Below are 21564 nucleotides of genomic sequence, written 5' to 3'. Positions count from 1 at the left end.
TAATCTTTCAAACTTTATTAAGTGGATTACTGCATCTTGAGTACCGAAGCGCCGGAACCTGCCCCAAAACGCGTTTCCAAATTGCCTCGGACCTCGTCAGGGAGCGATAGCCAATTTCCCTCAAAAGATGCCACATGAATATCACTCAAAAATTCCGAAGTCGAAAGGAAGATTTGTTCTGATTGCTCTAGCGTGTCACAAGATACCAACAATTCTTTGGGAGACGCGGCTTGCGAAATGGAATTGTAGGCAGTTCCGTGCGCAACACCTGAAAGCACATCATAGCAATCATCGTGCTCGCGCAGTTTCTTTTTAAGCAATTCCTTTGTGCGGAGCTCAAAATCACAATAGTTATCTTTTAGGTACTTTTTGTTGACGCCGGGTAGTGTTGGCTGCGAGCGATAGTCGAGAACATTCCTCCACTCGACCGGATGATCTTTATAATATAGAAATTGAAGCGATAGTTCGTAGTAAGATCTTAGCGACAGAACGGCGGGGCGAAGCAATCCCAAGGCGATCAAGGAAACGGCTTCGACCGCTGAACCATAGCAGCCTCGCAACAATACTTCGCAGTGGGTGCCTGTGCCATTGGACAGAAATCTTGATGTCCAACAGAGGGGCAATTGAAGCTCTGCCTTGCATCTTTCTGCTATAGCTGAACTGTCCGGTAGTTGCGCTGTAGCAGCCTCAATAAGCTCTTCAAAAGCTTCTTGGCTCATCGCAGCTTCCATTCACTATCGCGGTTGCTATCAAGTTCATCATCTAATTTGAGCGCAGCATGATAGATCAATTGCTCGGGAAAACTCTTCGACAGCTTGTTTATCCATGCTTGCAGCCCCCGACGTGAATCAAAAGTCGGCACTTCAGAAACCCGTATGTGTTCGACCTTCGAGATGCTGTCAGTAAGTAAGTCTGCGAACCTGTACACCGGAACTTTGAGCTTTTTTCTCAGAGCATCCAACTCACGAAACAAGCTCTCATTTTTACTTGAGAATGCGTGACTTTCGCGGGCGCGGTGGAGAGTTATACCAACAGAGTTTTCGATCTCATCCTCTACGTCCCTTACTAGCTCAAGAAATGCGCCAGGACTCATTGATGAGATTTCTTCGTGCAAAGATCGAATTTCTCGTTCGCTCAGTCTCTGAAGGGCGATAGCTGTTATGCCTCGGTATCTACTTGGTATTGTCATCTTTGGAAGCCCAACTTTTGCGCTATTTCGTCGGATATCGCCTCGATCTCACGCCGCAAAGTATGACTGTAAGGCCTTTGCTTGTCGGTGGCAAATCCGGTGTAACTGGGGTCTGCAGCTAATAGGTTGCTCGTAACGAGTCGCCCGATGAGCGTTTTGGGACCGAACGTACTGTGTGTTCTGAGTTCATTCTCTACAGTGGTGCGTGGCCCGTTACGGCGGACCCCGTTAAAGATGACCATGTGTTCGACGTCCACGCCAAGATGAGTGAAAAGCTTGTCCACCATGCCAACGCCAAGTATCGAGTACTTGTCTGGGCGAACTGGTGAAATTACGTGAGTCGAGTTTTCCAGAGCACACTTAGTCACAAACGAACTGCTCGGATTGCAGTCCAAAATCACTAGGTCGTAGTGTGCCCGGGCTTGCGAAATAAATCTTGAGAAATAGTTCGCCGCCGACTTTAATTGTTTTCCGTCGTCGATCATCGAGTACTTCATAAGTTCAAAAGAACCCGGAATGAGGTCAAGATGGCTCTCATCATTTCGGCCAAGACGCCTTATGCGCTTTCCAATAGCGGATGGTAGTGGTGGTGGTTGATCACTCTTTTTTATTTGAAAGAAATCGTTAGATGGCGTTGGTTCGAAGGTTGCGATAATATTTTTCCCTTCCTCCAACAAGGTGTCGTAGTCGCTCTGCCGTACGATGGTTTGAGTAAGATTAAACTGTGCGTCTAAATCAATTAGAAGAATGCGTTTCTGCCAGCGGTGGTACAGGACGCGCATAACATGTGCGGAAATGGTGGTCTTGCCAACTCCACCCTTCATATTCAGTACGGATAAAACAGGAGTTTTCAAACGTGAGCCTTTTCAATGATGTTTGGTCGTTTGGATTGCCGTCCTTGCGGTCAGCTTGCCTCACGCTAGACACTTGCTGGATTGCTAGCAAGGCAAAGCCCAAGGTTCTTAAGGCTGTGCTGTCCAAGTTTGATCGACGGGGCACCAACCAACAAAACAAGTGTGCCAATGGAAGAGACGCCTAAAGCAAATTCCACGCGCTACCTCGTAATAGAGACGTCGTCTAAGGATCGCATCGGTCCAATTTCAGCAATTCATCCACAGGAATTGGAAACAAAAAAGAGCGCTATAAGCGCTCTTCTCTTCGGTCGACCGTTTCCTGGTGGAGGCCTATATAGGCATCTTTGGCTGCAATGCCCTACGCGCTTGTTTCTCGGCGGTGGACCCCTTCACCCACTGCCATGGCGAGCGCGGCTTGCGTGCCTTAGCCAGTTCTGGATTTGCCTTAGCATCACTGGCGGCAGCGCGCAGGCGTTCACGGGCCTCTCGCGGTTCGAGCTTGAGTTCTTCGCAAAGGGCTTTCAGCGTGATGATGTCGGTGATGTCGATCTCCTAGTTTCTGATGCAGATCGATAAGACGCCCGCCAGTGGGTTGTCAGGGATAACCCCAGAACGTCTTTAGCTTTTCTCGCATTGGTGCTACCACAGATATCGACATGGCAGACGCGGCCATGTTGGGGCTTAGAAACCCCTCACGTACTAGGTCGAGAAATCGGCTGAACACCTTTGACCCTATGGTCGGGGTGCCTGTGTTATACAACAGGCCCCGGCTAAAGGCACAGGGACTGTGTACGTGCGGTTTTCTAACACCCCGATCACCAGTCAATTGCGAGGGCGCTCGCGGATCGGGGACCGTTGCAGCTTTCACTGTCCAATCCCATTTCTTGGGTTGAGCGCAAGACCCTGCCAGATCGTGCAGGTGTCTACGTCATCGCCCGTGGCAATCCAGACAACACGGTCTACATCGGGCGGACTTGGGGTGCGAAAGGAATCCGCAACCGTATCCGCACGTTCAATAGGTCAGCCATGACCGGACTAAAAGGACATGCTGGTGGAGTTACCTTCCACGGGGTGTTCAACGGCGACACATCCGATCTGCTCGTATCTGTACACCTACCGGATGGTATCGACACTAAGCCGGAAATCTTACGCCCCTACATCGCCTATGCCGAGCGGCGGCTGATTTGGGAGTTCGTCCGCGTCCATGGTCGGTTGCCCGCGTGCAACTCAGAGTGACCTGTAAATAACCCCGAGGGCAGAGAGTCTAAGGCGCGCGCGGCGGCGTTACATTGAGCCAAAGGGCCTCATGACCGTGGCAAATGACGTGTTGCGACGAACGCGCCGCTGACGCCAGTGCTGGCCCCTGTGCGCCGCGCAGAGCGTCGAGAGCAACGACTTTGAGTGTAGCGCCCCTCGGTTGTCCCCAGCATATTTCGCCCTGTGGTCTCTCCCCTCCGCGCGGGAATTACCCTGACGGGCGACGGTCTCCGATCTTATTGCGCTGGCATTGAAACCAACCAGCGAGGAAATCGGTAATGACGATACGCGCGACATGGGCCTGCAACGGCCAGACAAAAACCATCTTGGGGAATTGGCACCGGCTCTGGTGTCTGCTGTTAGGCCCGCTCTACTACCTGTTCAAGGGGATGTGGTTGTGGGCGATCCTGTCGCTGATCACAGCCAACGGCCTTTGGGTCGGCTTCCCGCTGTACAATCGTGCCATCGTGCTGCGGCACTATCACCGTAAGGGCTGGGTGCAGGAATGACATTGAGTGCACCTAACCAAGCAGATTGTTACCCCAGTGGAACCCAGCGGGCGATGTGGGACACCACTGCCGACGCGGACTGCATGGAAAGACTCGGTGATTTGGCTCCGACTCGAACCCGACAGACTGATACATGATCACCGTGTCGGTCTGAGGCGTTCCGCGCGGTGCCCGATGCGATACTGGCACCGGGCGACCACAGAGGGATGGGGGAGGCGTTTTTTTAACGGCGCGCACCCTGCGGACAGACGAGGGGTCATATCGACTGCCGCGATTTTTGGCCCTGAGCCGCTGCTGCCACCCGAAATGAAGATGCTCAAGCTTCTCATCTTTCTCATCAAAATGGTGACAACCTTGGATTTCGATGTTGCTCACGATATTTCTGAGAAAGTTGATCAGCTTGAGAAACTTTGGGTTCAGGACTTGTCGAGTTTCCAAATCCAAGCCTTTCCCTCTTTTACCGACTTGGCCCCCGCCTCGCGCTTCGCACGGTTCTGTGTCGGACGCGAAATGTCCGCATCAGCCGCCCTTATGATTAGCTCGGATGAGGGCAACGGCCCCTTTGCCAGCACCTCCCGCAGGAACTCTACAGCGCACGCTTCCTCGCTCTGGTCGTCCTGCCCCTGCCGTTCCAGATCATCAGCGGAATAGTGGGTTGTACCGCGCCATTCAATGATCGGGAGGCCCTTGGGCTGTGGGACAATCTCGTAGACGAAGCTTTTTGGTTTTGCGCCGATGTTGTTCTTCACCTGCGCAAGGATGCGCAAGTTTTCGTTCTCGGGGTGCTTTGCCACCGCCAACGCAGTTCGCGCCACGCCGATCACGTCTATTGACCCGACTCCGCGATATATGGCTTTACCCTTGCCGCCTTTCGTCCAATGCCTCATCGCGATAACGGCAGGCCCATATTCCTTGAACAGTCGGTCAAGTTCATGAAGCGCGGCGCGGATGGAAGTGGGTTTGCCTAGATCGACTTTGCCCGAGAGGAAGGAATAGAGCGTGTCGATCACTACTAGGTCCGGGGTGTGCTCGTCCAACTTCTCGCGAAACCGTACTAAACCTTTGTCGTCGAACAGTAGAAAATCATCGAGGACACGGACCCGTTTAAGGTCCGCCCCCATTTGCTCCATGCGCGGCCTAATGGTGTCGGCGGCGTCATCCTCTGAACTGATGTAGAGGACATTGCCTTTGTCGACCCTTGATCCATCGGGCAGTTTTCCACCTGTAGTCACCAATGCGCCAAGGTGCATACATAGATATGATTTCCCCAGTTCGGGGTCACCTTCGAGAATGGTTGTTTTCTCTTAAGGGATCAGCGATCCCCAAAGCCAATCGATTTCCTTGGCGGCGATCTCGTCCAGCGTACGAAATATATCGTTCTTCGTCATTGCGCGGCCTCCACTCTCGCGATGATGCGCGAAACTTCTGTCTCCAAGGCGTCTAGGTCGTCTCCATACTTTTCGCGGAAGTACGGACTGGTCCAAACAGCACCAGCGATTTCGTCAATCGACGCTCCCACTTCATGCAGACCTGCGACTATGGCAAAGATGCGACGCGAACGATCCTGCGCTTGGGCCACATTGTGCCTCAAGAGATGGCCCGTCGTGACTTTCAGTTTTGGTCTATATTTCTTCCAAACAGAGATACGGTCATGCCCATGAGGATTCATTTCCAACGCCTTCGGTTCCGCCACATGGGTTTCGTTGCCTTCAGTAAGTAGTTTCGGACGTTCCGTGATCGGTGTCGGGTCGAAATGCAAAAGTGGGATGAAAGGCTTGTCGTATCCGGGCTTGTGGTTGAATGAACCCGGCAACCGAAGCAGCTTGTTGGCCGCGCTACCGCTATCGCCGCCATGCCTATAGGCCAGAGCCTTGGAAAATGCGGACGCCTGCGCTGCGCTGTGTGGGCGATCCCAATGCCAAAGTGCCTGAGTACGACCCGGCGAGGTTTGCCATATCAAGGATGGCTTCGGATCGAAGTCGAAGGGGTCTGCTTCGTCCACATCAGACCAGCCGAGGCGCGTCGTGACGACGCAATCGACCAACCTACGGGGGCGCGAATAAACGTTCGGGCTGAAATACTGGTCGAACCTATGTCTGTCGAAGCGCTGAAGAATGCGGTCAAAATCGGCTACACCTCGTAGAGGAAAGAACTTGTCGATCATCTTGGATGAGCCTTTGCGGCGAAAACAGAGGTTTCCGAACACTGTGGACCTCGCATTTCCGGGGTTGTGCCAGAGGTCACAGAGAAAATCATATTGGTCGTGAATAACTTCATGCCTTGGAGCGCCTTCGGCCATTAGTGAAGGAAACTCAGTCCTGTAGGTGTATTTTATCATTGGCTTTTCTTTCTTGCGGGCACGCCACAAGGCGCACGCAAAGGCGCGCGGCATAGCTGTGGCGGCGTTTAGGGGAAGTGCCGTTTAATATTCGGCGTAATGTGTACGGGTGCGCTCATCGGCGCGGTCAGCGAGCCAGTCCTCAAGATCTGACACGAACCACGCAACTGTGGTCCCAGCCATCCTGATACGCCTTGGGAAGCGTCCTTGCTTTTCCCACCGCAACAGGGACGTATTGCTCACATTGATGCCCATGCGCTTCAAGTCATTGCGCGTAGCTAAGGTCTTGCGACCGTCTTCGAGTTTCATAATGGTCCTCCATCGGTTTGATGAAGGGGTCGACCCCATCGTGTTGTAAGAGAGGTCATTTCCTCTCGTGCTTACTGATTAGCAGGCACATGGGTCGCAGTCGCGGGACACAAATCAGGTGTTTTCGTCCCAGATCGTTTCAGACTGAACACCGAGATTTTCGAGTAATTCGAGGATGGAGATAATTGTTCGAGTATGCGGTGCGTCAGGATCGAACAGCGCTTCGATCTGAGCCATTTCTCGATTGCTAAGTCGAGTTCGAGCTTTCCGGCGCAGCCGGTCTTCAACAGCGTCATCACGCACGTTGCCACTTGTTCCGGCCAATTGTGCGAAGTGCCTCGCCGCTTCACGAACTTTCATGGGATCACGAGCAATCTCGTCATGCCATTCGGGCGTTTGAAGCGCTTTGTCCTTCTTCGCGATAGCACCACGCAAACCGTCGGGTTCGCGCTTCCTGTGTTCGTCTAGTATTTTGAAGAGCGCCAAATCATCGAAGGCATCAGTTCGCCCACGGCCGCGCTTTTCGCCAAATATGGCAGAACGCGCTTGAGCAAGTCGGTCCACTTCGCTTTTGCCATCTGGATGTTCATAAGCACGTATGATGCTGAGCAATAGAAGGTCAATTTGACGCTTTCGCAATTTCGGTTCTGATTGCGTCATGTTTTGACCTGACTAAATTCATTACGTGCTTTGACCATGCGCTGAGTGCTTCGCGCTTTTCGTCGGCATATGAATAAACACTGTAGATTGCCGCTACGCCTGAGACCACACCCGTTTTGTGGTTCAGTAGCGCCTCAGTCACGGGCTGTGGGACGCCGAGTTGCGCCATGTTGGTGGACATCGTACGGCGCAAATCATGGTTGATCCAGGGCTCTGTGCCTTCGGGCATGGCCCTGTCGAGCCGCTCTTTCAGGCGACCGAAACCCGACACTGGCGATTTGCCAGTTGTCGTGAACACGAAATCCGAATTGAGGAACCTTGGCACTTTGCGCAGCACGTCCAGCATTTCGTCCGTGATCGGTACGGTGTGCTGTTTGCCGTTCTTGGCGCGCTGGGACGGAAGGGTCCAAAGGCGTTTTTCAAGGTCAAGTTCCGACCAGCGCATCTCGGCGACCTCGGCGCGTCTCTGGCCGCTGAGGATCAATAGCTTCATGCAATCCCCGAAAGGATAGCCTTCGGTGTCACAGGCCGCCCATAGTGCGCCCAGTTCATCGTCAGATAGTACCCGTTCGCGAGATTTTTCCTCTGATGGCGGTTTCATACCAGAAAGGGGGGACGCATCGATCATGCCGCGTTCCACACACCAACCCATGAGATGTTTTAGGTGGGCGAGCGCGCGGTTCGTGCTGATGGGGGCGGTTTCTTGGACTACGTCGCAGGCTTTCACGACATCGGCGCGCTTGATCTCGTCAATCCGCTTGCCATGTAGGCCAGTGAATTTGGCAAGCAGGGCTTGCTTGCGCTGCCAGTCCCGGTTGTGAATTTTGGCATACTTTTCGATGTAGTCGGGGATCACCTCTCCCAAAGAGGGTTTCCTGTCGGCTTCAATCCCTGTGTGGTCTTCAAAACGCCCTGTCTCGATTTCGTAAAGGACCTGTCGCACCTGTTCCCGTGCCTCTGAAAGCGAAAGCACGCCAAAGCGACCTACGGTCAGTCGCCGCATCTTCCCGTTGACACGCTTGTGTAGGCAGAAGGTCTTGGTGCCCGTCTTACTTACGCGAAGGACCCGTCCCGGCATCAACTCGTCTCGAAACTCAAGGCGTTTCGACGGATCGGGTTTCAAGGCTTCGATGAACTTGGATGTGAGTTTGCGTATCATGCTGCCACAATAAGACGGGCAGAGGCGCTGCGTCAGGGACAACCCTAGACGGTTTGCAGGGATTTCGCGTGGCTTGAGTTCGATTGAAAAGGTTGTGACATCAAAACACTCTGTGGGTATCACTCGGGTAGCAGGAGCGGTGTGCTTGATTGCTCCGGTGTGAGATGGGCCGAGACGATCTGCCAAGCTCAAAGATCAAAGGTTTCAATCACCTACGCAACGGATTGAGCGACCCTGAGCCAGTACGCACGGATTGCAAGACCGTTTGAAAATCCTCGTGTCGGTGGTTCGATTCCGCCCCCGGGCACCATTTCAACTATCTGAAAAGATTGATCAAAGCTGGCCCTCAAGCTTTACTTGTAATGGTGCCTCGCGGGTAATTTGGACCTCGGGGCAACCATGGGGCAACTTTTTGCATCGCATGCTGGAGGCACGGGCTTTCCATGAACGGGGATGGAAACCCCAGCTTTATCGGAAACCCTCGGTGAATGACCGTGCTGCCGGACGGGCAGATGTGTCTTGAAACGTTGGTGTTGCGAGGTGCTAGGACGTGCCTGCGTCCCGATCATCGATGGACTTCTGGAAATAGTGTTCGATCTCTTCGGCGATAAAGCGGGAGCCGACAGGTCGAAGTTGAACCTTCTGCGGGAAATCCTTGCGCTCACGGCACCACCTGTCGATGGTCGTGCGATCGCGGCCGAAAATCTCGGCAACTTGTTCAACGGTGAGCAGGCGCAGATTGTCGCGGATGGGCATTGGAAGTCTCGTCGTGCAGGTGTCTGGACCGACGACAAAGGTCTTGGAGAACCGGAACTCAAACGCACTTGGACGGTTTTCCACATGTATCAGGTTTTGTCTCGCAATTTTCGATCGGGCTGAGCAACTCCCGAAGCCTTGCCGCTGACAGCTCTCGTTCTTTCAAGAGCGCCTCGCCGATCCTGACAATGTCATCCTGATGCTGGTCTGCGATCCGGATTGCGCTTTCCTGTTGCTCATGGAGGAGCGCATCAATTTCCTTGATCGCGCTCGGTGCGACGCCTGCAGGGTTAGCGAGGTCGACCGATGTGAAGGCCAGCTGATCGCCGAGCCCCCACTCAAACAGCGTTTTTTCAGCAATCCTGGTTGCGAAGGCGAGATCCGATTGCGCTCCGATTCCGGCCCCGTTCATGGCTTCTTCGAGAAGGATGATTTCTGCCGCCCGACCACCGAGCAGAGCCGCGATGCGGTCTCGTGCGGATTGTCTGCTTTCCAGAGGACGGGATGCCACATCAACGAAACCACCGAAGCGCGACATGGTCGCCTTTACGGGCGCAGGGAGGCCGAGGCATTGGGCTACGACAAGATGCCCGGCTTCGTGGACGGCTTTGCGCCATTCCGTATCACCATCCAAAGGTCGGCGGATCCGGTCAACGACTGCAACGAGATAACGATTTTCCAGTGAGGTCCCCTCGCGACGGGCAAGCCCCTTGGCCTCCTTGACGAGGGCAACGACCTGCGCGCCGGAAGAGCCCAGAAGACTGTCAGCCACATTGCCCATATCAATGGGGACGTTGGCCTTGCCCATGACATGTCGAAGGATCTGTGAAATCGCGCTTCTATCCGGATTGCTGATCTCGAGATGCACGTCGAAGCGTCCGGGCCGGATGACCGCCGGATCGATGGTGTCCGGATAGTTCGTGGCACCCAGGACGTTTACGCCAGGCATTTCATTCAGCCGGCTCAGGTGCTCCAGTAGGCCATTGACCACTCCGACGATGTAATCGGAATTCCGCTTCGGTGCATTTCGATGGGTAAAACTGTCCAGTTCATCCAAGAAAAACACAGATGGTCGCATCCGGATTGCTTCCTCAACCTTGTCCGACAAGGCCCGCAGCATATCGCCTTGGTGGTCGTGTTTCTGGCAATCCGAGTAGCTGGTCGCGGTGAATGCGGCATTGAGCGACCCGGCCAACGCGGAGGCAAGCAGCGTTTTCCCGTTTCCTGGCGGGCCGAAGAGCAGGATCGATGATGAGATGTCTTTCCAATTCATGTTCCCGTCCTTCCAAAGTGCAACATCATGGACCAAGCGGTCGACATGTTCCCGCACATCCGCATTGAGCACGATGTCTTTCAGAGTGGTTCCGGATGGTTTTTGAAGCCTTTGAGCAGAGAGGGCGAGAGCGTCCGCAACAGCGATCGTCGTCTTCTCACGGAATGCACCCTCGAGAACGGCCAAAGGCAAATTGGAAAGCTCGGCCGACGTCGGAAGGCGTTTCCGGATTTCATCTTCAGCGAGTTGGCCGGTCGTAGAGTGGGTTGTCCGGAGCAATTCGATGCAGATGTCGTCTGTCAGTTGCGGTAGCTGCACGGTTCGTTCAGACACCGCACGTTCAACCGGCGACATGTGCGCCCCCGCAGGTACGATGCAAAGGACTTTCTGGCCCTGCCGCACAGCTGACGAGACAGATTTTTCGTAGTCAATGCGCCTGTGGTTCGCCTGCGATCTGGTGTCTGCAGCGTGTTGACCCCAGGCCGGAGTGTCGAAAGACCGCCATGTGTCCTCAAGCGGATCTGAAAGCTCCGAGAGCCATGGAGGATACGTGTCAGCTCATTCTAAGGCGCCCGCCCCGTGTCAGCGGATTCGATTTCGAACCGCGTCAAGGCGCGGCTGCGGGTCATCTCGTCCTTGATCTCCGCAGTCTCAAAAATCGCCGCGAAGCGTGCGGCAACCGACATAATCCGGATCGGTGGCTGCAGCATACGCCCATTCCGAAACGTCTCCGTTTCTTCGGCCTAAGGGTCGTGCACTTCGGACAAAGCCTGGGCGATTTCCGCAAGCGACATCAGCGAGGCCGCGGGCGTGGCGGAATAGAGCGCATTGATCCGGTGTTCCAAGGGCAGCGCCAAGGCCTCCAAGCGTTCGGCCGAAGTCTGGCCCGGCGGGTCTTCCGTTTCGATATCATCGAAACCGAAGTCTGCATCCGGTTCCGGCTTGATTTCCGCGACTCTGTCGCGGTGCCAAAGGGCGATCCGACGAAGAAGAGGGCAAGGGACTGAAAGAGCATGCGGAGAGAGCGCGCTGTCGTGCGGGGGCAATAATGTAAGTGGACCTGTCACGCTTTGTGCCGCTCCTTTGGATAGCCTTTACCGCAACAAAGGAGACGAACCATGGGACTGGAACGGAGGGAAGAATTCCGCGCGGATGCTGTGCGTATCGCGCTGACAAGCGGGCTTACGCGCAAGCAGGTGGCTGACGATCTGGGTGTCGGCATGTCGACGCTGAACAAATGGACTCCCGCGCCTCGAGATACGGACGGAGTGTCGAAAAAAGATATAGAGCTCGCGAAAGAGAATGACCGACTTCGACGCGAGATCAAACTTCTCAAGGAGGAGAAAATCCTAAAGAAGGCCACCCAGTTCTTTGCGGGCCTAAGGCCATGAGATTTAGGTTTGTCGAAGAACACAGGTTCAGTTTTCCAGCCAATCAGTTGTGTGAGGTTGTTGGCGTCAGTTCACGTGGTTTGCGTGCGTTCCGCAGCCGTGCAGGCAGCCGCAGACAGCGGTCTGATTTGATCACGCTAGCCCATATCAAAGAACAATCCCGTCTGAGCTTGGGCAGCTATGGTCGACCACGCTAGACGTAAGAGCTGAAAGAGATCGGATTGGATGGTGGCCATCGTAGTGTTGGTCGCCTGATGCGCCAGAACGGCATATCAGCGTTAGATCCCGTAAACATAAGGTGAAAACCATTGTCCGGTAGGTGATCGCGAAGCAATCTGTCGAGAGGGTAAAGCGATCACAAGTTCAACATCGCGCCCAATCTGGTGGATGGTGACTTCGTGGCGGATGCACCAAACCAGAAATGGTCGGGTGACATCAGCTATGTCTGGACACGCGAGGGTTGGCTTTATCTGGCAGTTATCCTGGACTTTCATCCAAAGCGTGTGATCGGCTGCGCGGTGAGCAATCGTGTGAAACGAGACCTTGCATTCCGAGCGTTGAAGAGTGCCATCGCGTTCCGGCAGCCGCCCAAGGGCTGCATTCATCACACGGATCGTGGGGCGCAATAGTGTTTAGACGACGACCAAAAGCTCCTGCGCCAACATGGATTCAAAGGATCTATGTCTGACAAAGGTAATTGCTACGACAATGCGGCTGTCGAGACATTCTTCAAAACCATCAAAGCAGAACTGATTTGGCGACATCCTTGGGAAACGCGACGCAAGGCTGAGATGGCGATCTTTGAATACATCAACGGCTTCTACAATCCACGCCACCGACACTCAGCATTGGGTTGGACAAGCCCCGTCGCTTTTGAACGGACGGTGGCCTAAACGAGCACGTGGGGCGGCACAAAAATGTGACAGGTCCAAGAGAAGGATCACCAAGTCGGCCTACGCCCTAGCGAGAGACATAGTGCATTTATCTGATGACCCGTAGAAGGTAAGGCTCTGAACATAGGAAAGCGGGGCGAGGGGATGCAGGTGGATATAGCGGTCGTCGGTCTTGGTAAGGTCGGACTACCCTTCGCAGCGGCCCTCGCTGCGCGGGGCTACAGGGTCAGAGGGTACGATGCAGACCACACTCGCAGTGCAGCACTTGCGGCCGGGGAATGGGGCGCTCTGGAGCTTGAGGCCGAGGCTGGTTTGGCTGAGGCGCTGGCGCACGGACATGCCAATCTGCAAATCAAGCCCACAGTGGGTGCCGCTGTGCGAGACGCGGCGCTTGTATTCTTGATCGTGCCGACACCCTCCGCGTCCGGCGGTGGGTTTTCCACTGCCTATGTTGAGGCCGCATGCCAAGACTTGGGTCCGGTCTTGGCCGCAAGCGACAACGCGTCAACCCTTGTTCTGGTCAGTACGGTATCGCCTGGGTCCATTGAGACCACGATCCGCCCCACCTTGGAGCGTGCGATGGGCACGGCCTGTGGTGACGGGGTCAGCCTGTGCTACGCTCCGGCGCTGATTGCCTTGGGGGACGTGATCGCAGGTTTTATGGAGCCAGATTTTGCCTTTGTAGGTCAGGTGGACACGCGCGGTGCCGATCAGCTGGAGGCTTTCTATCGCGCCATTCTGCCCCGGGGCACGCCTATCCATCGCATGAGCGCGCAAAGCGTCGAGATCGCCAAGCTGGCACTCAACAACTTTCTGACCACCAAGATCAGTTTTGCCAATCTGATCGGAGCCTTGGCCCACCGCATGCAAGGGGCTGATGCGTCAGATATTCTTGGCGCGCTTGGGGCGGATCACCGGATCGGATCCGCCTTTCTGCGACATGGTATGGGCTATGGGGGGCCGTGTTTGCCGCGGGATACCGATGCGCTTGCGGCTGCTCTGACGGACGTGGGGCTGTCGGGCGCGTTTCCTCAAGCTGTAGCAGGTTTGAATGTGGAACATACCCGCCAGTTGGCAGATCTGGTAGGGCAAGGGGGCCGCTGCGCGGTGTTGGGGCTGGGCTATAAGGCGGGCAGTCCGCATACCGTTGCCTCTGCGGCGATTGACCTGTGCAATACTCTTTCCAAGGCTGGGTGTGCCGTGACGGCTTTCGATGCCTATGCCGCGCATATGGACCTTGGCGCATTGGCCCCGGATGTCGTCGTGACCGAAGGGCTGGAGGTTGCCTTGGCCAACAGTGCCTGGGTCATCCCCGTCCACGCAAGTGATCTGCCGACAGACTGGGCCACGCGGCTGACCAGCAACCACAGCGTTGTCATGGTGGACGGTCGTGCGCCGCCGGGCCCCTGTGTGGCCCCCATGATACGGTTTGGGCAAGGGCCGAGGTAGGGGTCTAGCTTGCGGCTTTGGTGAACTTGGGCGTACGTGCTTTGACCTGTTGATCCACCCAACCATAGGTACTTTCCAGCCCCGTTCGTAGGGCAGCGGTCGGTTCCCAGCCCAACATTTGCCGGATCAACCGGTTGTCTGAATTGCGTCCCATCACGCCCACCGGTCCGTCGATGTTGCGGATCGAAAGGTTTTTGCCGGATATATCAATCACCAGTTTGGCCATATCCTGCAGGGCAATCATCTCTTCGGACCCTATGTTGACAGGTTCACCCCAGTCCGATTGGACAAGTCGGCGGGTACCCTCCAGACATTCGTCAATGAACAGGAAGGACCGGGTCTGTGTCCCGTCACCCCAGATCTCGATCGTGCCCCCCTCGGGCGCCTCGGCCACTTTGCGACAGATGGCAGAGGGCGCCTTTTCCCGTCCCCCGTCCCACGTGCTGAGGGGGCCGAAGATGTTGTGATATCGACCGATGGCCACGTTTAGCCCGTTGTTGCGGGCGTGCGCCTGAAACAACCGCTCGCTGAATAGCTTTTCCCATCCATAGTCACTGTCTGGGTTTGCCGGATAAGCTGCGCTTTCCTCGCAATTGGGATTGTCTGGGTCGGATTGCGTATGGATTGGATAGACGCAGGCAGAGGAGGCGAAGAACAGTCGCCCCACCGATTTCGCCGTGAATTGCGTGGCGACGTTCAGGTTGATCTGCGCAGAGTTTGACATCACTGCGGCGTCATTGTCGCCGGTGAAGATATACGCTGCGCCCCCCATATCGGCGGCCAATTGGTAAACCTCGTCGAAGTGGCGATCTGCGGCATCCCGGATGACTTGAGCGTCGCGCAGATCTCCAAGAACAAAATCGTCCGCAGCACTGGCCTCAAATTCTGGTGCGACAATGTCCACGCCGCGGACCCAATAGCCGCGCTGCTTCAAGTCTTTGGTCAGGTGATGGCCGATAAACCCGGCGGCACCCAAAACAAGCGCTGTTTTCAAATCTGATCCCTCTGTGCTGCGGTCAAGCGATGCTAAATCATGAGACTCCACCTTGACGGCCACTGCGACTGGGTACAAGGCGTCAGTCCAAATGGCGTGGCGACTTTTTACCCGCTTGGCCTGATGCCCCAAACAGGCCACTGTCTGCGACAAGACTTGGTCGTCGCGAACGGCGTAGGATGAGGGTCCATAACGTGGGTAAAGACACAAGCGCGCTAAAGCTGCATCTGGGCTGTGGGCCGCGCTATATCGAAGGTTTTGTCCACGTGGATGCGCGCCCCTTTGAACACGTGGATCATGTGTCAGCGGTCGAAGCGCTGGATGGCTTTGCCGACAACTCCGTTGATCTGATCTACGCCAGCCATGTGTTGGAACATTTCGGGCGGCATGTGTATATGTCCGTCCTTGCCGAATGGTTTCGGGTTTTGCGGCCAGGCGGGGTTTTGCGTGTGTCGGTCCCAGATTTCGCCAAGACTGTTCAGGTCTACCAGATGACGCAGAATGTGGACAAAGGCATGGCGCCTCATTGGGGGGCCTTGGTTGGCGGGCAGCGCGACGCCTTGGATTACCACAACACCGTGTTTGACCAAGTGACCTTAGACGCCAGCCTGCGCGACATCGGCTTTTCCGACGTTCGGCTTTGGGATTGGCGCAGGACCGAACATGCCCATGTGGACGATTACTCCCAAGCCTACTGGCCCCATATGGACAAAGAGAATGGCCTGCTCATGAGTCTGAATATGGAAGCCGTGAAGTAGGTCCAGCACTGCCAAGTCAGTGTCGCCGCAGTTTTGCTGTTCCTTGATGTCTGAGGTAGCGTAGGGCGTCAATCAATCGGACCGCGCTGCGATAGTAGGCAACAGAGGCGGTCGCAAAGTGCACCCGGTACAGCAACGCGACAGGATGGAAGGCATGAAAACGACGTCGGACCAAAGCCACCAGTTGGTCCCTGTCGCGAAACTCCCCTTGTGCTGCCCGGCGTGTTCCGATGGTCAAAAAGGTGAGGTAGTTGCGTAAACTGTACCGGATGGGATCGAAGCCGTTTGCGATGATCCATGCCTCGTGCACCAAAAGCGTGTCGACAAATGCGCAGATCTGCGGGCTTCGCTCTTCGGACAAGTGACCAAAGTCGTGGTGCCGCCGTGAACCAACGGTATGGGTCAATTGAATCGGTTTATCGATCAAAAGGACAATGCGGCGGTGGTACTCGCTGTCCTCGCCGATGCGCAATGTCTCGCAATAGGGTCCGGCCCGATCAATCAGGGACCGGCGATACAGGGCAGAGTGGGTGAACCAGCGCGCTTTGAACGGGGCCTTGGAAAAAAACGGTGTGCCAGTCCCGAAATCTTCGACAGGTGTCCCGTCAAGATTGACAGAACGGATGGGCGCGAGTGCCAGCGGCACGTCCGCCGCAATCATGGCGCATACCATATCCTCAAGTGCATTGGGGTCCATGGTATCATCGGAATCGAGGAAGAAAACAAATGCGCCATGGGCCAGCGACACACCATGATTGCGCGCTGATGCGGGGCCTGCGTTGGGTTGATACACGACGCTCATATCCCGGGCATGCCGATCCGATTGCGTAGATACGGTCCGCAAGACGTCGACGGTGCCATCGGTGGACCCGTCATCGACCACGACGATCTCGATGTTGGACCATGTCTGATCCACGATGGACTGGATCGCCTGTTGGACCAGATCCTTTCTGTCAAAGGTCGTAATTATGACAGAGATAAGCGGATCGGTGACCGTTGGAGGCGCCGCTGCGTCAGCTATGGTGTTGGTTGATATATTCACGTTGCGTGGACCATCACCGACGTAAGGTGCGGATGTCAACGCGACCGCTGCACGGGGGGCTTTCAGTTACTTACAATTGGGCCGGTCATACGTTTTGATGTGGCGCAGGCCTTTGTGTAATATCGCGTATAACCCGCCATAGGCGTTGCACGATACGATAGTAGAGCACTGACCTCGGCAAAAGGAATACGGGCAGCAGGCGTATTGCCCCGCGCACCTGACCCATGCGTTTCAGTAATGCGGTGCAGCGTGCCTTGGTTTTTACATCGCCCATCAGCCCACATTCCGTGCCAAAGCGCAGCACCCGAAAGGCGTTGATGAGGGTGCAAAACGCAACTGGGCAGGCTGAAAAGTAAGGCTCATAAACCGCGAGCATGGTGTTGATCTCGTCCGAACACGTAGCACTTTCGACACCCAGATGGCCCATGTCATGCACACGCCGCGCCCCGATCAACCCCTCGTACATCGCAGGCCAGCCTGATGTGGCCATGATACGCCAGTGTAGCTCCGTATCCTCGCCGGTGCGCAAGGCCTCGGAGTATCCGCCGGCGCGATCTAACACATCCCACCTGTATAGGGCCGCGTGGGTGTACCACGAAGATGCCAATATATCATCGGGTACGACTTTATGGGGGCTGAAAGGGCGGTCGGTCAGTCGCACTCCATCCAGATCCGTATTCTCGACGATCCCAATGGCATAGGCGGCCCCCGACCTTTCGATTGCGGCGATCATCGCGTCAAAGGCCTGCGGGGCTACCAGATCGTCGGAATCAAGATGATATAGGTATTCACCGCGTGCGACCGCGCGACCGGTGTTGCGCGCGGTCGCTGGGCCCGCGTTGGCCTGCCAGATGTATTCCAAAGGCCAGCGGTAACCGTCCGCGCGCAAACCCTCCACAATCGCTTGTGTGTCGTCGGTGGACCCGTCATCTACTACGATCACCTCCACATCAGGCCAATCCAGATCGTTGATCGAGGCTAGTGTCTGGCCAATCAAGGCTGCACGGTTGAAAGTCGGCACAATGACCGACACGCGGCCTTTAACGATCTTCGGACTTGGTTGCCTCATCAAAGGGGCACCTGTGTTGCGCGGCCTTCCGTCAGACGCAAGCGCAGGGTGCAATGGGCCAGCGTGCTGGGCCGGTGCGCGACGGAGACAATGGTCGGGCGTGCTTGTAGGTTCGCAATTGCGGCCATCACTTGATTTTCTGTGTCGGGGTCTAGAGCACTGGTCGCCTCGTCCAATATCAACACCTGTGGCTGTAGGTACAGCGCGCGTGCGATACCGATCCTTTGACGCTGCCCGCCGGACAGGCGCACCCCGCGCTCTCCAACTTCGGTGTCCCACCCTTTTGGCAGGTTTTCGATCACGTCCAAAAGACACGCCGCCTGCGCGACCTGTGTAAGGCGCGCCATATCCAACGGCCCGTCCAAGACGATGTTGCGGGCGACAGATGCGTCGTTGAGGTGGATGGTCTGGGGCACATAGGCCAATGCCGCTTGCCAACTGGGGGTAAGTGCAGGGGTCAACTCTAACCCATCAATCCGGATATGACCTGTGTCGGGCATCAGCAACCCGGCGCATAGGTCCAACAGGGTGCTCTTCCCGCTGCCCGTTGCCCCTTCAATCCCCAAGTGCGCGCCTTTCGGGAGTGTAAAGCTGACGTTACTCAGCGTTGCGCCCCCTTGGGGGTAGGCAAAGCTGACGCGGTCAAAGGTGATATCGCGCGCAAGAGTTAGCGGAGCGGCGTCGCGCCCGCGTGCGTATCGGGTTCGGTCTGCCTCGAGCCCGCGGGCAACGGCGCTTATGACAAAGGTGTTGCCTTTGACGGCAAGGATACCGGCATAGGCACCGTTGACCGCAGGCAAGAGACGTTGGATCCCAAGGGCCAGAGCGCCCAAAACGGGCAGCCCTGCCATAAGTCCCCCGACCTGTCCCACCTGATAGACAGTAATTGCGGCCACTGCCATGATCCGTGCCGTGTCAATCAGCAGCGGTGGCATCGCGGTCAAGACAGCCGTTTGGCGCTGGTAGGTCAGCCGCTGCAGGTCCGCCGACTGAAAGCGACGAAGGACGCTGGCTTGCAGTCGTTGCAGGATAATGTCCCGCATGCCGCCCGAAGCCTCTTGCAGAGTCTGGGTCAGTGTGACTGTCGCGGTGTCCATCTGTTGTGAATTGCGGCTTAGGATGGGGCCGACACCCCATGTGAGGCCGGCGTAAAGAACACAGACCACCCCCACCGCCAAAATGGTCAGAGTGGGCGCCAGCCATACCAGAAAGCCGCCGATGGCAAGTGACACTGCAAGATTGGTGAAAGTCTGCAAAAGTGGCTGCAGGACATTCCAAACAAATGTTTCCGCCCGCGAGACCCCAACCAAAAGGTCCGCGCTGTTTTGGCCCAAAAGCTCCCGGTACGATGTATGCAGTGCGACGTTGAACAGGCGTCCTCGCAGCTCGGCACTGATATTGGCCAGAAGGGATTGCGTCAGGATCAGTCGCGCAACCCTGAACGCGCCTGTGATCAAAAGTACGCCGATGACAGTGACAAAGGCGGAGGACACGTCATCTATCCACGGCAGGTCAAAAGGCACAGTCGTTCGTGTGATTTGCCCTGCTGCCGCCAAAGCGATCAACGGCATGATCGCGCCAATCGTCACCACTTCAAGTGCTGCTGTCAGCCCGCCCAAGGCCAGAACGACCACAAGATGTGCGCGGGCACGCGGAGAAAGCCCGCCAAGAATAATCCGTAGATTAGTCATGCAAATCGGCCAGGGCGTCGTGCGGAACAGAGTTTCGGAAAACCATTCCAAACGTATCGCGAAAGTTAGCAATTCCGTCTACCCCATGTTACGAATAGCCGTCAGCCAGCATGCGGAGACATGGCGATGAATGGGCCTTTGCGGGATCGGGCAAATACGACGTTCCTTTCACAGGCGTCCAGACTGCCTGCGCGAGTTTACAACCGGCTGGTCCGCGAGATCGGCCTGCGTACGCTGGATTGTACTTGCGAACGGGGCCCCTTGGCGGACCCGGCGCGTGCAGCGCAGGCCGACATCGTCGTACGGGTGTACGACAACTGGTATGCATACGTGCGCCGGGACATGGCCAACGCGTCCGAGAATGGCGACTGCATTTTTGACGGTGTGGCCTTTGTCCGTGGGCGTAAGCCAGCGGCGGATTGGCACGTCATTCTTAACTCCATCGACTGGCACCAGAAGATGGTACGGTTCAGGGGGCGTCCCAACCGCACCTTGTTCGCCTTGGGAGAGCCCGCATCACCTGTGCATCGGCCTTGGCATCTGGGCCAAGGGGAGGGCACGATCGTGTTGACCTGCGATCACGAGGACGCGCCCTATGCCGGCCTGCCGCGCCGATTTGAAAGGGTACCCTTGCTGGTGCGTTCGTGGTCCGTGGACCGCAGTTACCGCACGCTGAAGGACAACACGATCCCACCGGCGGAAAAGACAAAAGCCCTGTCGTGGATCACCAGTTCCCAGACCCAGATCGCGGGGCATCGAGCGCGGATGCAGTTCTTGAACGAGCTGAAGGGTCATGTCGACTTCGATCTCTATGGTCGGGGCTTCCAAGAGATTTATGACAAGTGGCCCGCGCTGGCACCCTACCGCTATAGCCTCGCCTATGAAAACTATCGCGCGCCTTTGGTGATGTCGGAAAAGCTGATGGATTGTTTTGTGGCCGAGACCATGCCGATCTATCACGGCAGCCCCGCTGTGACAGATTATTTTCCAGCCGAAAGCATGGTCATTATTGATCCTGAGGACCCAGATGTTTTCCGCATTATTGCAGATGTTGTTGCTTCGGACCGATGGCTAAGGAACCGGGACGCAGTGTTGGAGGCCAAGCGCATCGTGTTGGACGAGATGAACGCCTTCAAGCGGATTGCGCGCTTTATCCGACGCGAACACGAGACCACCCAGCCAGACCCCAAGCGTTGGATGACCATCAGACAGGTGGTGCTGCACTACGGTTGATGTCGGCTATGGGCGAGCGGGCACATACCAATCGTCCCATGCGCTCTGCCGCGTCCAAATTCGCATGTACCCGTGACGGGCCAGCAAGTCGTGGATCGCCTCGCGGTTTGGTGCATAATTGTGCTCAATGCAGATAAAGCCAAAGGTCGTGGTCGTGAAATCGAAGGCTTCGAGGATCGCCAACTCGCTGCCCTCGGTGTCCATGGAGAGAAAATCCACATGGGGGGCGCGTTGTGCGATTGCAGCAAGTCGTTCAGAGACACCGTTTCTACCGATCCAACCCGGGCCTGTTCCCGAGCCTGTGCGTGGTGATCGCAATTCACGAAATCCGACAGGGTGGATAGGGTGCGCGCTTGGGTGAAGTGAAAGGATTTTGTATCGCCCGAACTTGTCCAGACACATCGTCCGTCCACAACACAATTGCGGTGGGCGCGCAGGGCATCATGAAAATAGGTGTTGGCCTCTGCGCAGATGCCGTTCCAGCCAAAGACCCTTTCAAGCATAACGGTATTGCTGGATTGGACTGGGTCCGCTGCGCCGATATCAACAAAGAACCCGTCACGTTTGAATCCAGTGCAGACCAGAGCGGCAATGTCTTGTTTCAACTGCGCTTGGGATGCTTCGGCCGGGAGGCCTGCTGCGGACAAAAGCAGGTCAAGCATCCCGTCGTATTCTGCCAGATCATCAGCGATCTTGCGTCTTGTCTTTGACGATTGCAGGCCCAAGTCCCGCGCGAGTTT

General features: G+C 56.0%; 23 protein-coding genes and 1 pseudogene. 7 read left to right on the top strand and 17 right to left on the bottom strand.

The window, feature by feature from the left end; genetic code table 11:
* Positions 1-26: 26 nt before the first annotated feature.
* The 3 genes from ACZ1G0_RS11585 to ACZ1G0_RS11575 form a co-directional block, all read right to left on the bottom strand.
* Positions 27-719: a hypothetical protein gene (locus ACZ1G0_RS11585; protein WP_472737082.1), complete on the bottom strand. Its 693-nt coding sequence runs from the start codon at positions 717-719 to the stop codon at positions 27-29.
* Entirely contained in the window at positions 716-1114 is a 399-nt protein-coding gene (locus ACZ1G0_RS11580) for a hypothetical protein (RefSeq protein ID WP_472737081.1), read from the bottom strand. The genes ACZ1G0_RS11585 and ACZ1G0_RS11580 overlap by 4 nt, the downstream gene beginning before the upstream one ends.
* A gap of 71 nt (positions 1115-1185) precedes the next feature.
* On the bottom strand, positions 1186-2043 hold the full coding sequence (locus ACZ1G0_RS11575) for a ParA family protein (protein WP_472737080.1): 858 nt from the start codon (positions 2041-2043) through the stop codon (positions 1186-1188).
* 855 nt (positions 2044-2898) lie between these two features.
* Between ACZ1G0_RS11575 and ACZ1G0_RS11570 the strand changes: the two genes are divergently transcribed.
* A complete protein-coding gene (locus ACZ1G0_RS11570) occupies positions 2899-3279 on the top strand; it encodes a hypothetical protein (protein WP_472737079.1) in 381 nt (126 codons plus the stop codon).
* 299 nt (positions 3280-3578) lie between these two features.
* Positions 3579-3809, top strand: a complete 231-nt coding sequence (locus ACZ1G0_RS11565; RefSeq protein WP_472737078.1) for a hypothetical protein — start codon at positions 3579-3581, stop codon at positions 3807-3809.
* Between the two features lie 416 nt (positions 3810-4225).
* Here the strand turns inward: ACZ1G0_RS11565 and ACZ1G0_RS11560 are convergent, their stop codons facing one another.
* The 9 genes from ACZ1G0_RS11560 to ACZ1G0_RS11520 form a co-directional block, all read right to left on the bottom strand.
* Positions 4226-5101 (bottom strand): AAA family ATPase, encoded by an 876-nt coding sequence (locus ACZ1G0_RS11560; RefSeq protein WP_472737801.1) that lies wholly within the window; start codon positions 5099-5101, stop codon positions 4226-4228.
* A gap of 92 nt (positions 5102-5193) precedes the next feature.
* Positions 5194-5973 carry a DNA-primase RepB domain-containing protein gene (locus ACZ1G0_RS11555; protein ID WP_472737077.1) on the bottom strand — a complete coding sequence of 260 codons (780 nt, stop codon included), beginning with the start codon at positions 5971-5973 and terminating at the stop codon, positions 5194-5196.
* 258 nt (positions 5974-6231) lie between these two features.
* Positions 6232-6456: a helix-turn-helix transcriptional regulator gene (locus ACZ1G0_RS11550; protein WP_472737076.1), complete on the bottom strand. Its 225-nt coding sequence runs from the start codon at positions 6454-6456 to the stop codon at positions 6232-6234.
* A 114-nt stretch (positions 6457-6570) separates the two neighbouring features.
* A complete protein-coding gene (locus ACZ1G0_RS11545; protein ID WP_472737075.1) occupies positions 6571-7116 on the bottom strand; it encodes a hypothetical protein in 546 nt (181 codons plus the stop codon).
* On the bottom strand, positions 7076-8275 hold the full coding sequence (locus ACZ1G0_RS11540; RefSeq protein WP_472737074.1) for a tyrosine-type recombinase/integrase: 1200 nt from the start codon (positions 8273-8275) through the stop codon (positions 7076-7078). Before ACZ1G0_RS11540 ends, ACZ1G0_RS11545 begins: the two co-directional genes overlap by 41 nt.
* 543 nt (positions 8276-8818) lie before the next feature.
* Positions 8819-9031, bottom strand: coding sequence for a helix-turn-helix transcriptional regulator (locus ACZ1G0_RS11535; protein ID WP_472737073.1), 213 nt, complete (start codon positions 9029-9031; stop codon positions 8819-8821).
* A 58-nt stretch (positions 9032-9089) separates the two neighbouring features.
* The gene (locus tag ACZ1G0_RS11530; protein ID WP_472737072.1) at positions 9090-10658 is read right to left on the bottom strand and encodes an AAA family ATPase; all 1569 of its coding nucleotides are present in this window, start codon (positions 10656-10658) and stop codon (positions 9090-9092) included.
* Positions 10659-10867: 209 nt separating this feature from the next.
* The gene (locus ACZ1G0_RS11525) at positions 10868-11014 is read right to left on the bottom strand and encodes a hypothetical protein (protein ID WP_472737071.1); all 147 of its coding nucleotides are present in this window, start codon (positions 11012-11014) and stop codon (positions 10868-10870) included.
* Positions 11015-11047: 33 nt separating this feature from the next.
* On the bottom strand, positions 11048-11371 hold the full coding sequence (locus ACZ1G0_RS11520; RefSeq protein WP_472737070.1) for a hypothetical protein: 324 nt from the start codon (positions 11369-11371) through the stop codon (positions 11048-11050).
* A 51-nt stretch (positions 11372-11422) separates the two neighbouring features.
* Between ACZ1G0_RS11520 and ACZ1G0_RS11515 the strand changes: the two are divergent.
* Positions 11423-12588, top strand: a pseudogene (locus ACZ1G0_RS11515) (IS3 family transposase).
* 150 nt (positions 12589-12738) lie between these two features.
* Positions 12739-14037: a nucleotide sugar dehydrogenase gene (locus ACZ1G0_RS11510; RefSeq protein ID WP_472737069.1), complete on the top strand. Its 1299-nt coding sequence runs from the start codon at positions 12739-12741 to the stop codon at positions 14035-14037.
* A gap of 4 nt (positions 14038-14041) precedes the next feature.
* Here ACZ1G0_RS11510 and ACZ1G0_RS11505 read toward each other — a convergent pair whose 3' ends face one another.
* Positions 14042-15031 (bottom strand): NAD-dependent epimerase/dehydratase family protein, encoded by a 990-nt coding sequence (locus ACZ1G0_RS11505; RefSeq protein ID WP_472737068.1) that lies wholly within the window; start codon positions 15029-15031, stop codon positions 14042-14044.
* Between the two features lie 194 nt (positions 15032-15225).
* On the opposite strand from ACZ1G0_RS11505, the gene ACZ1G0_RS11500 reads away from it, so the two are divergent.
* On the top strand, positions 15226-15789 hold the full coding sequence (locus ACZ1G0_RS11500; protein ID WP_472737067.1) for a methyltransferase domain-containing protein: 564 nt from the start codon (positions 15226-15228) through the stop codon (positions 15787-15789).
* 16 nt (positions 15790-15805) lie between these two features.
* Here ACZ1G0_RS11500 and ACZ1G0_RS11495 read toward each other — a convergent pair whose 3' ends face one another.
* The 3 genes from ACZ1G0_RS11495 to ACZ1G0_RS11485 form a co-directional block, all read right to left on the bottom strand.
* Positions 15806-16831: a glycosyltransferase family 2 protein gene (locus ACZ1G0_RS11495; protein ID WP_472737066.1), complete on the bottom strand. Its 1026-nt coding sequence runs from the start codon at positions 16829-16831 to the stop codon at positions 15806-15808.
* Positions 16832-16916: 85 nt separating this feature from the next.
* Positions 16917-17900 (bottom strand): glycosyltransferase family 2 protein, encoded by a 984-nt coding sequence (locus ACZ1G0_RS11490; protein WP_472737065.1) that lies wholly within the window; start codon positions 17898-17900, stop codon positions 16917-16919.
* The gene (locus ACZ1G0_RS11485; protein ID WP_472737064.1) at positions 17900-19591 is read right to left on the bottom strand and encodes an ABC transporter ATP-binding protein; all 1692 of its coding nucleotides are present in this window, start codon (positions 19589-19591) and stop codon (positions 17900-17902) included. Before ACZ1G0_RS11485 ends, ACZ1G0_RS11490 begins: the two co-directional genes overlap by 1 nt.
* Positions 19592-19711: 120 nt before the next feature.
* Here ACZ1G0_RS11485 and ACZ1G0_RS11480 point away from each other — a divergent pair, with 120 nt between their 5' ends.
* Positions 19712-20824 (top strand): glycosyltransferase family 10 domain-containing protein, encoded by a 1113-nt coding sequence (locus tag ACZ1G0_RS11480; RefSeq protein ID WP_472737063.1) that lies wholly within the window; start codon positions 19712-19714, stop codon positions 20822-20824.
* Positions 20825-20830: 6 nt separating this feature from the next.
* On the opposite strand, the gene ACZ1G0_RS11475 is transcribed toward ACZ1G0_RS11480, so the two are convergent.
* Positions 20831-21226, bottom strand: a complete 396-nt coding sequence (locus tag ACZ1G0_RS11475; protein ID WP_472737062.1) for an FkbM family methyltransferase — start codon at positions 21224-21226, stop codon at positions 20831-20833.
* On the opposite strand from ACZ1G0_RS11475, the gene ACZ1G0_RS11470 reads away from it, so the two are divergent.
* On the top strand, positions 21178-21534 hold the full coding sequence (locus ACZ1G0_RS11470) for a hypothetical protein (RefSeq protein WP_472737837.1): 357 nt from the start codon (positions 21178-21180) through the stop codon (positions 21532-21534). The genes ACZ1G0_RS11475 and ACZ1G0_RS11470 overlap by 49 nt on opposite strands.
* Positions 21535-21564 lie beyond the last annotated feature (30 nt).

The sequence above is a fragment of the Thalassobacter sp. HA4-2 genome (assembly GCF_055693705.1).
This window is presented reverse-complemented; position numbering and strand designations above follow the sequence as displayed.

Bases quoted from the DNA above. Each gene is read 5' to 3' on its own strand.
- ACZ1G0_RS11585 (WP_472737082.1), bottom strand. From the start codon at position 719: ATGAGCCAAGAAGCTTTTGAAGAGCTTATTGAGGCTGCTACAGCGCAA.
- ACZ1G0_RS11565 (WP_472737078.1), top strand. From the start codon at position 3,579: ATGACGATACGCGCGACATGGGCCTGCAACGGCCAGACAAAAACCATC.
- ACZ1G0_RS11555 (WP_472737077.1), bottom strand. From the start codon at position 5,973: ATGATCGACAAGTTCTTTCCTCTACGAGGTGTAGCCGATTTTGACCGC.
- ACZ1G0_RS11550 (WP_472737076.1), bottom strand. From the start codon at position 6,456: ATGAAACTCGAAGACGGTCGCAAGACCTTAGCTACGCGCAATGACTTG.
- ACZ1G0_RS11545 (WP_472737075.1), bottom strand. From the start codon at position 7,116: ATGACGCAATCAGAACCGAAATTGCGAAAGCGTCAAATTGACCTTCTA.
- ACZ1G0_RS11540 (WP_472737074.1), bottom strand. From the start codon at position 8,275: ATGATACGCAAACTCACATCCAAGTTCATCGAAGCCTTGAAACCCGAT.
- ACZ1G0_RS11535 (WP_472737073.1), bottom strand. From the start codon at position 9,031: ATGCCCATCCGCGACAATCTGCGCCTGCTCACCGTTGAACAAGTTGCC.
- ACZ1G0_RS11530 (WP_472737072.1), bottom strand. From the start codon at position 10,658: ATGTCGCCGGTTGAACGTGCGGTGTCTGAACGAACCGTGCAGCTACCG.
- ACZ1G0_RS11525 (WP_472737071.1), bottom strand. From the start codon at position 11,014: ATGCTGCAGCCACCGATCCGGATTATGTCGGTTGCCGCACGCTTCGCG.
- ACZ1G0_RS11490 (WP_472737065.1), bottom strand. From the start codon at position 17,900: ATGAGGCAACCAAGTCCGAAGATCGTTAAAGGCCGCGTGTCGGTCATT.
- ACZ1G0_RS11485 (WP_472737064.1), bottom strand. From the start codon at position 19,591: ATGACTAATCTACGGATTATTCTTGGCGGGCTTTCTCCGCGTGCCCGC.
- ACZ1G0_RS11480 (WP_472737063.1), top strand. From the start codon at position 19,712: ATGGCGATGAATGGGCCTTTGCGGGATCGGGCAAATACGACGTTCCTT.
- ACZ1G0_RS11475 (WP_472737062.1), bottom strand. From the start codon at position 21,226: ATGTGTCTGGACAAGTTCGGGCGATACAAAATCCTTTCACTTCACCCA.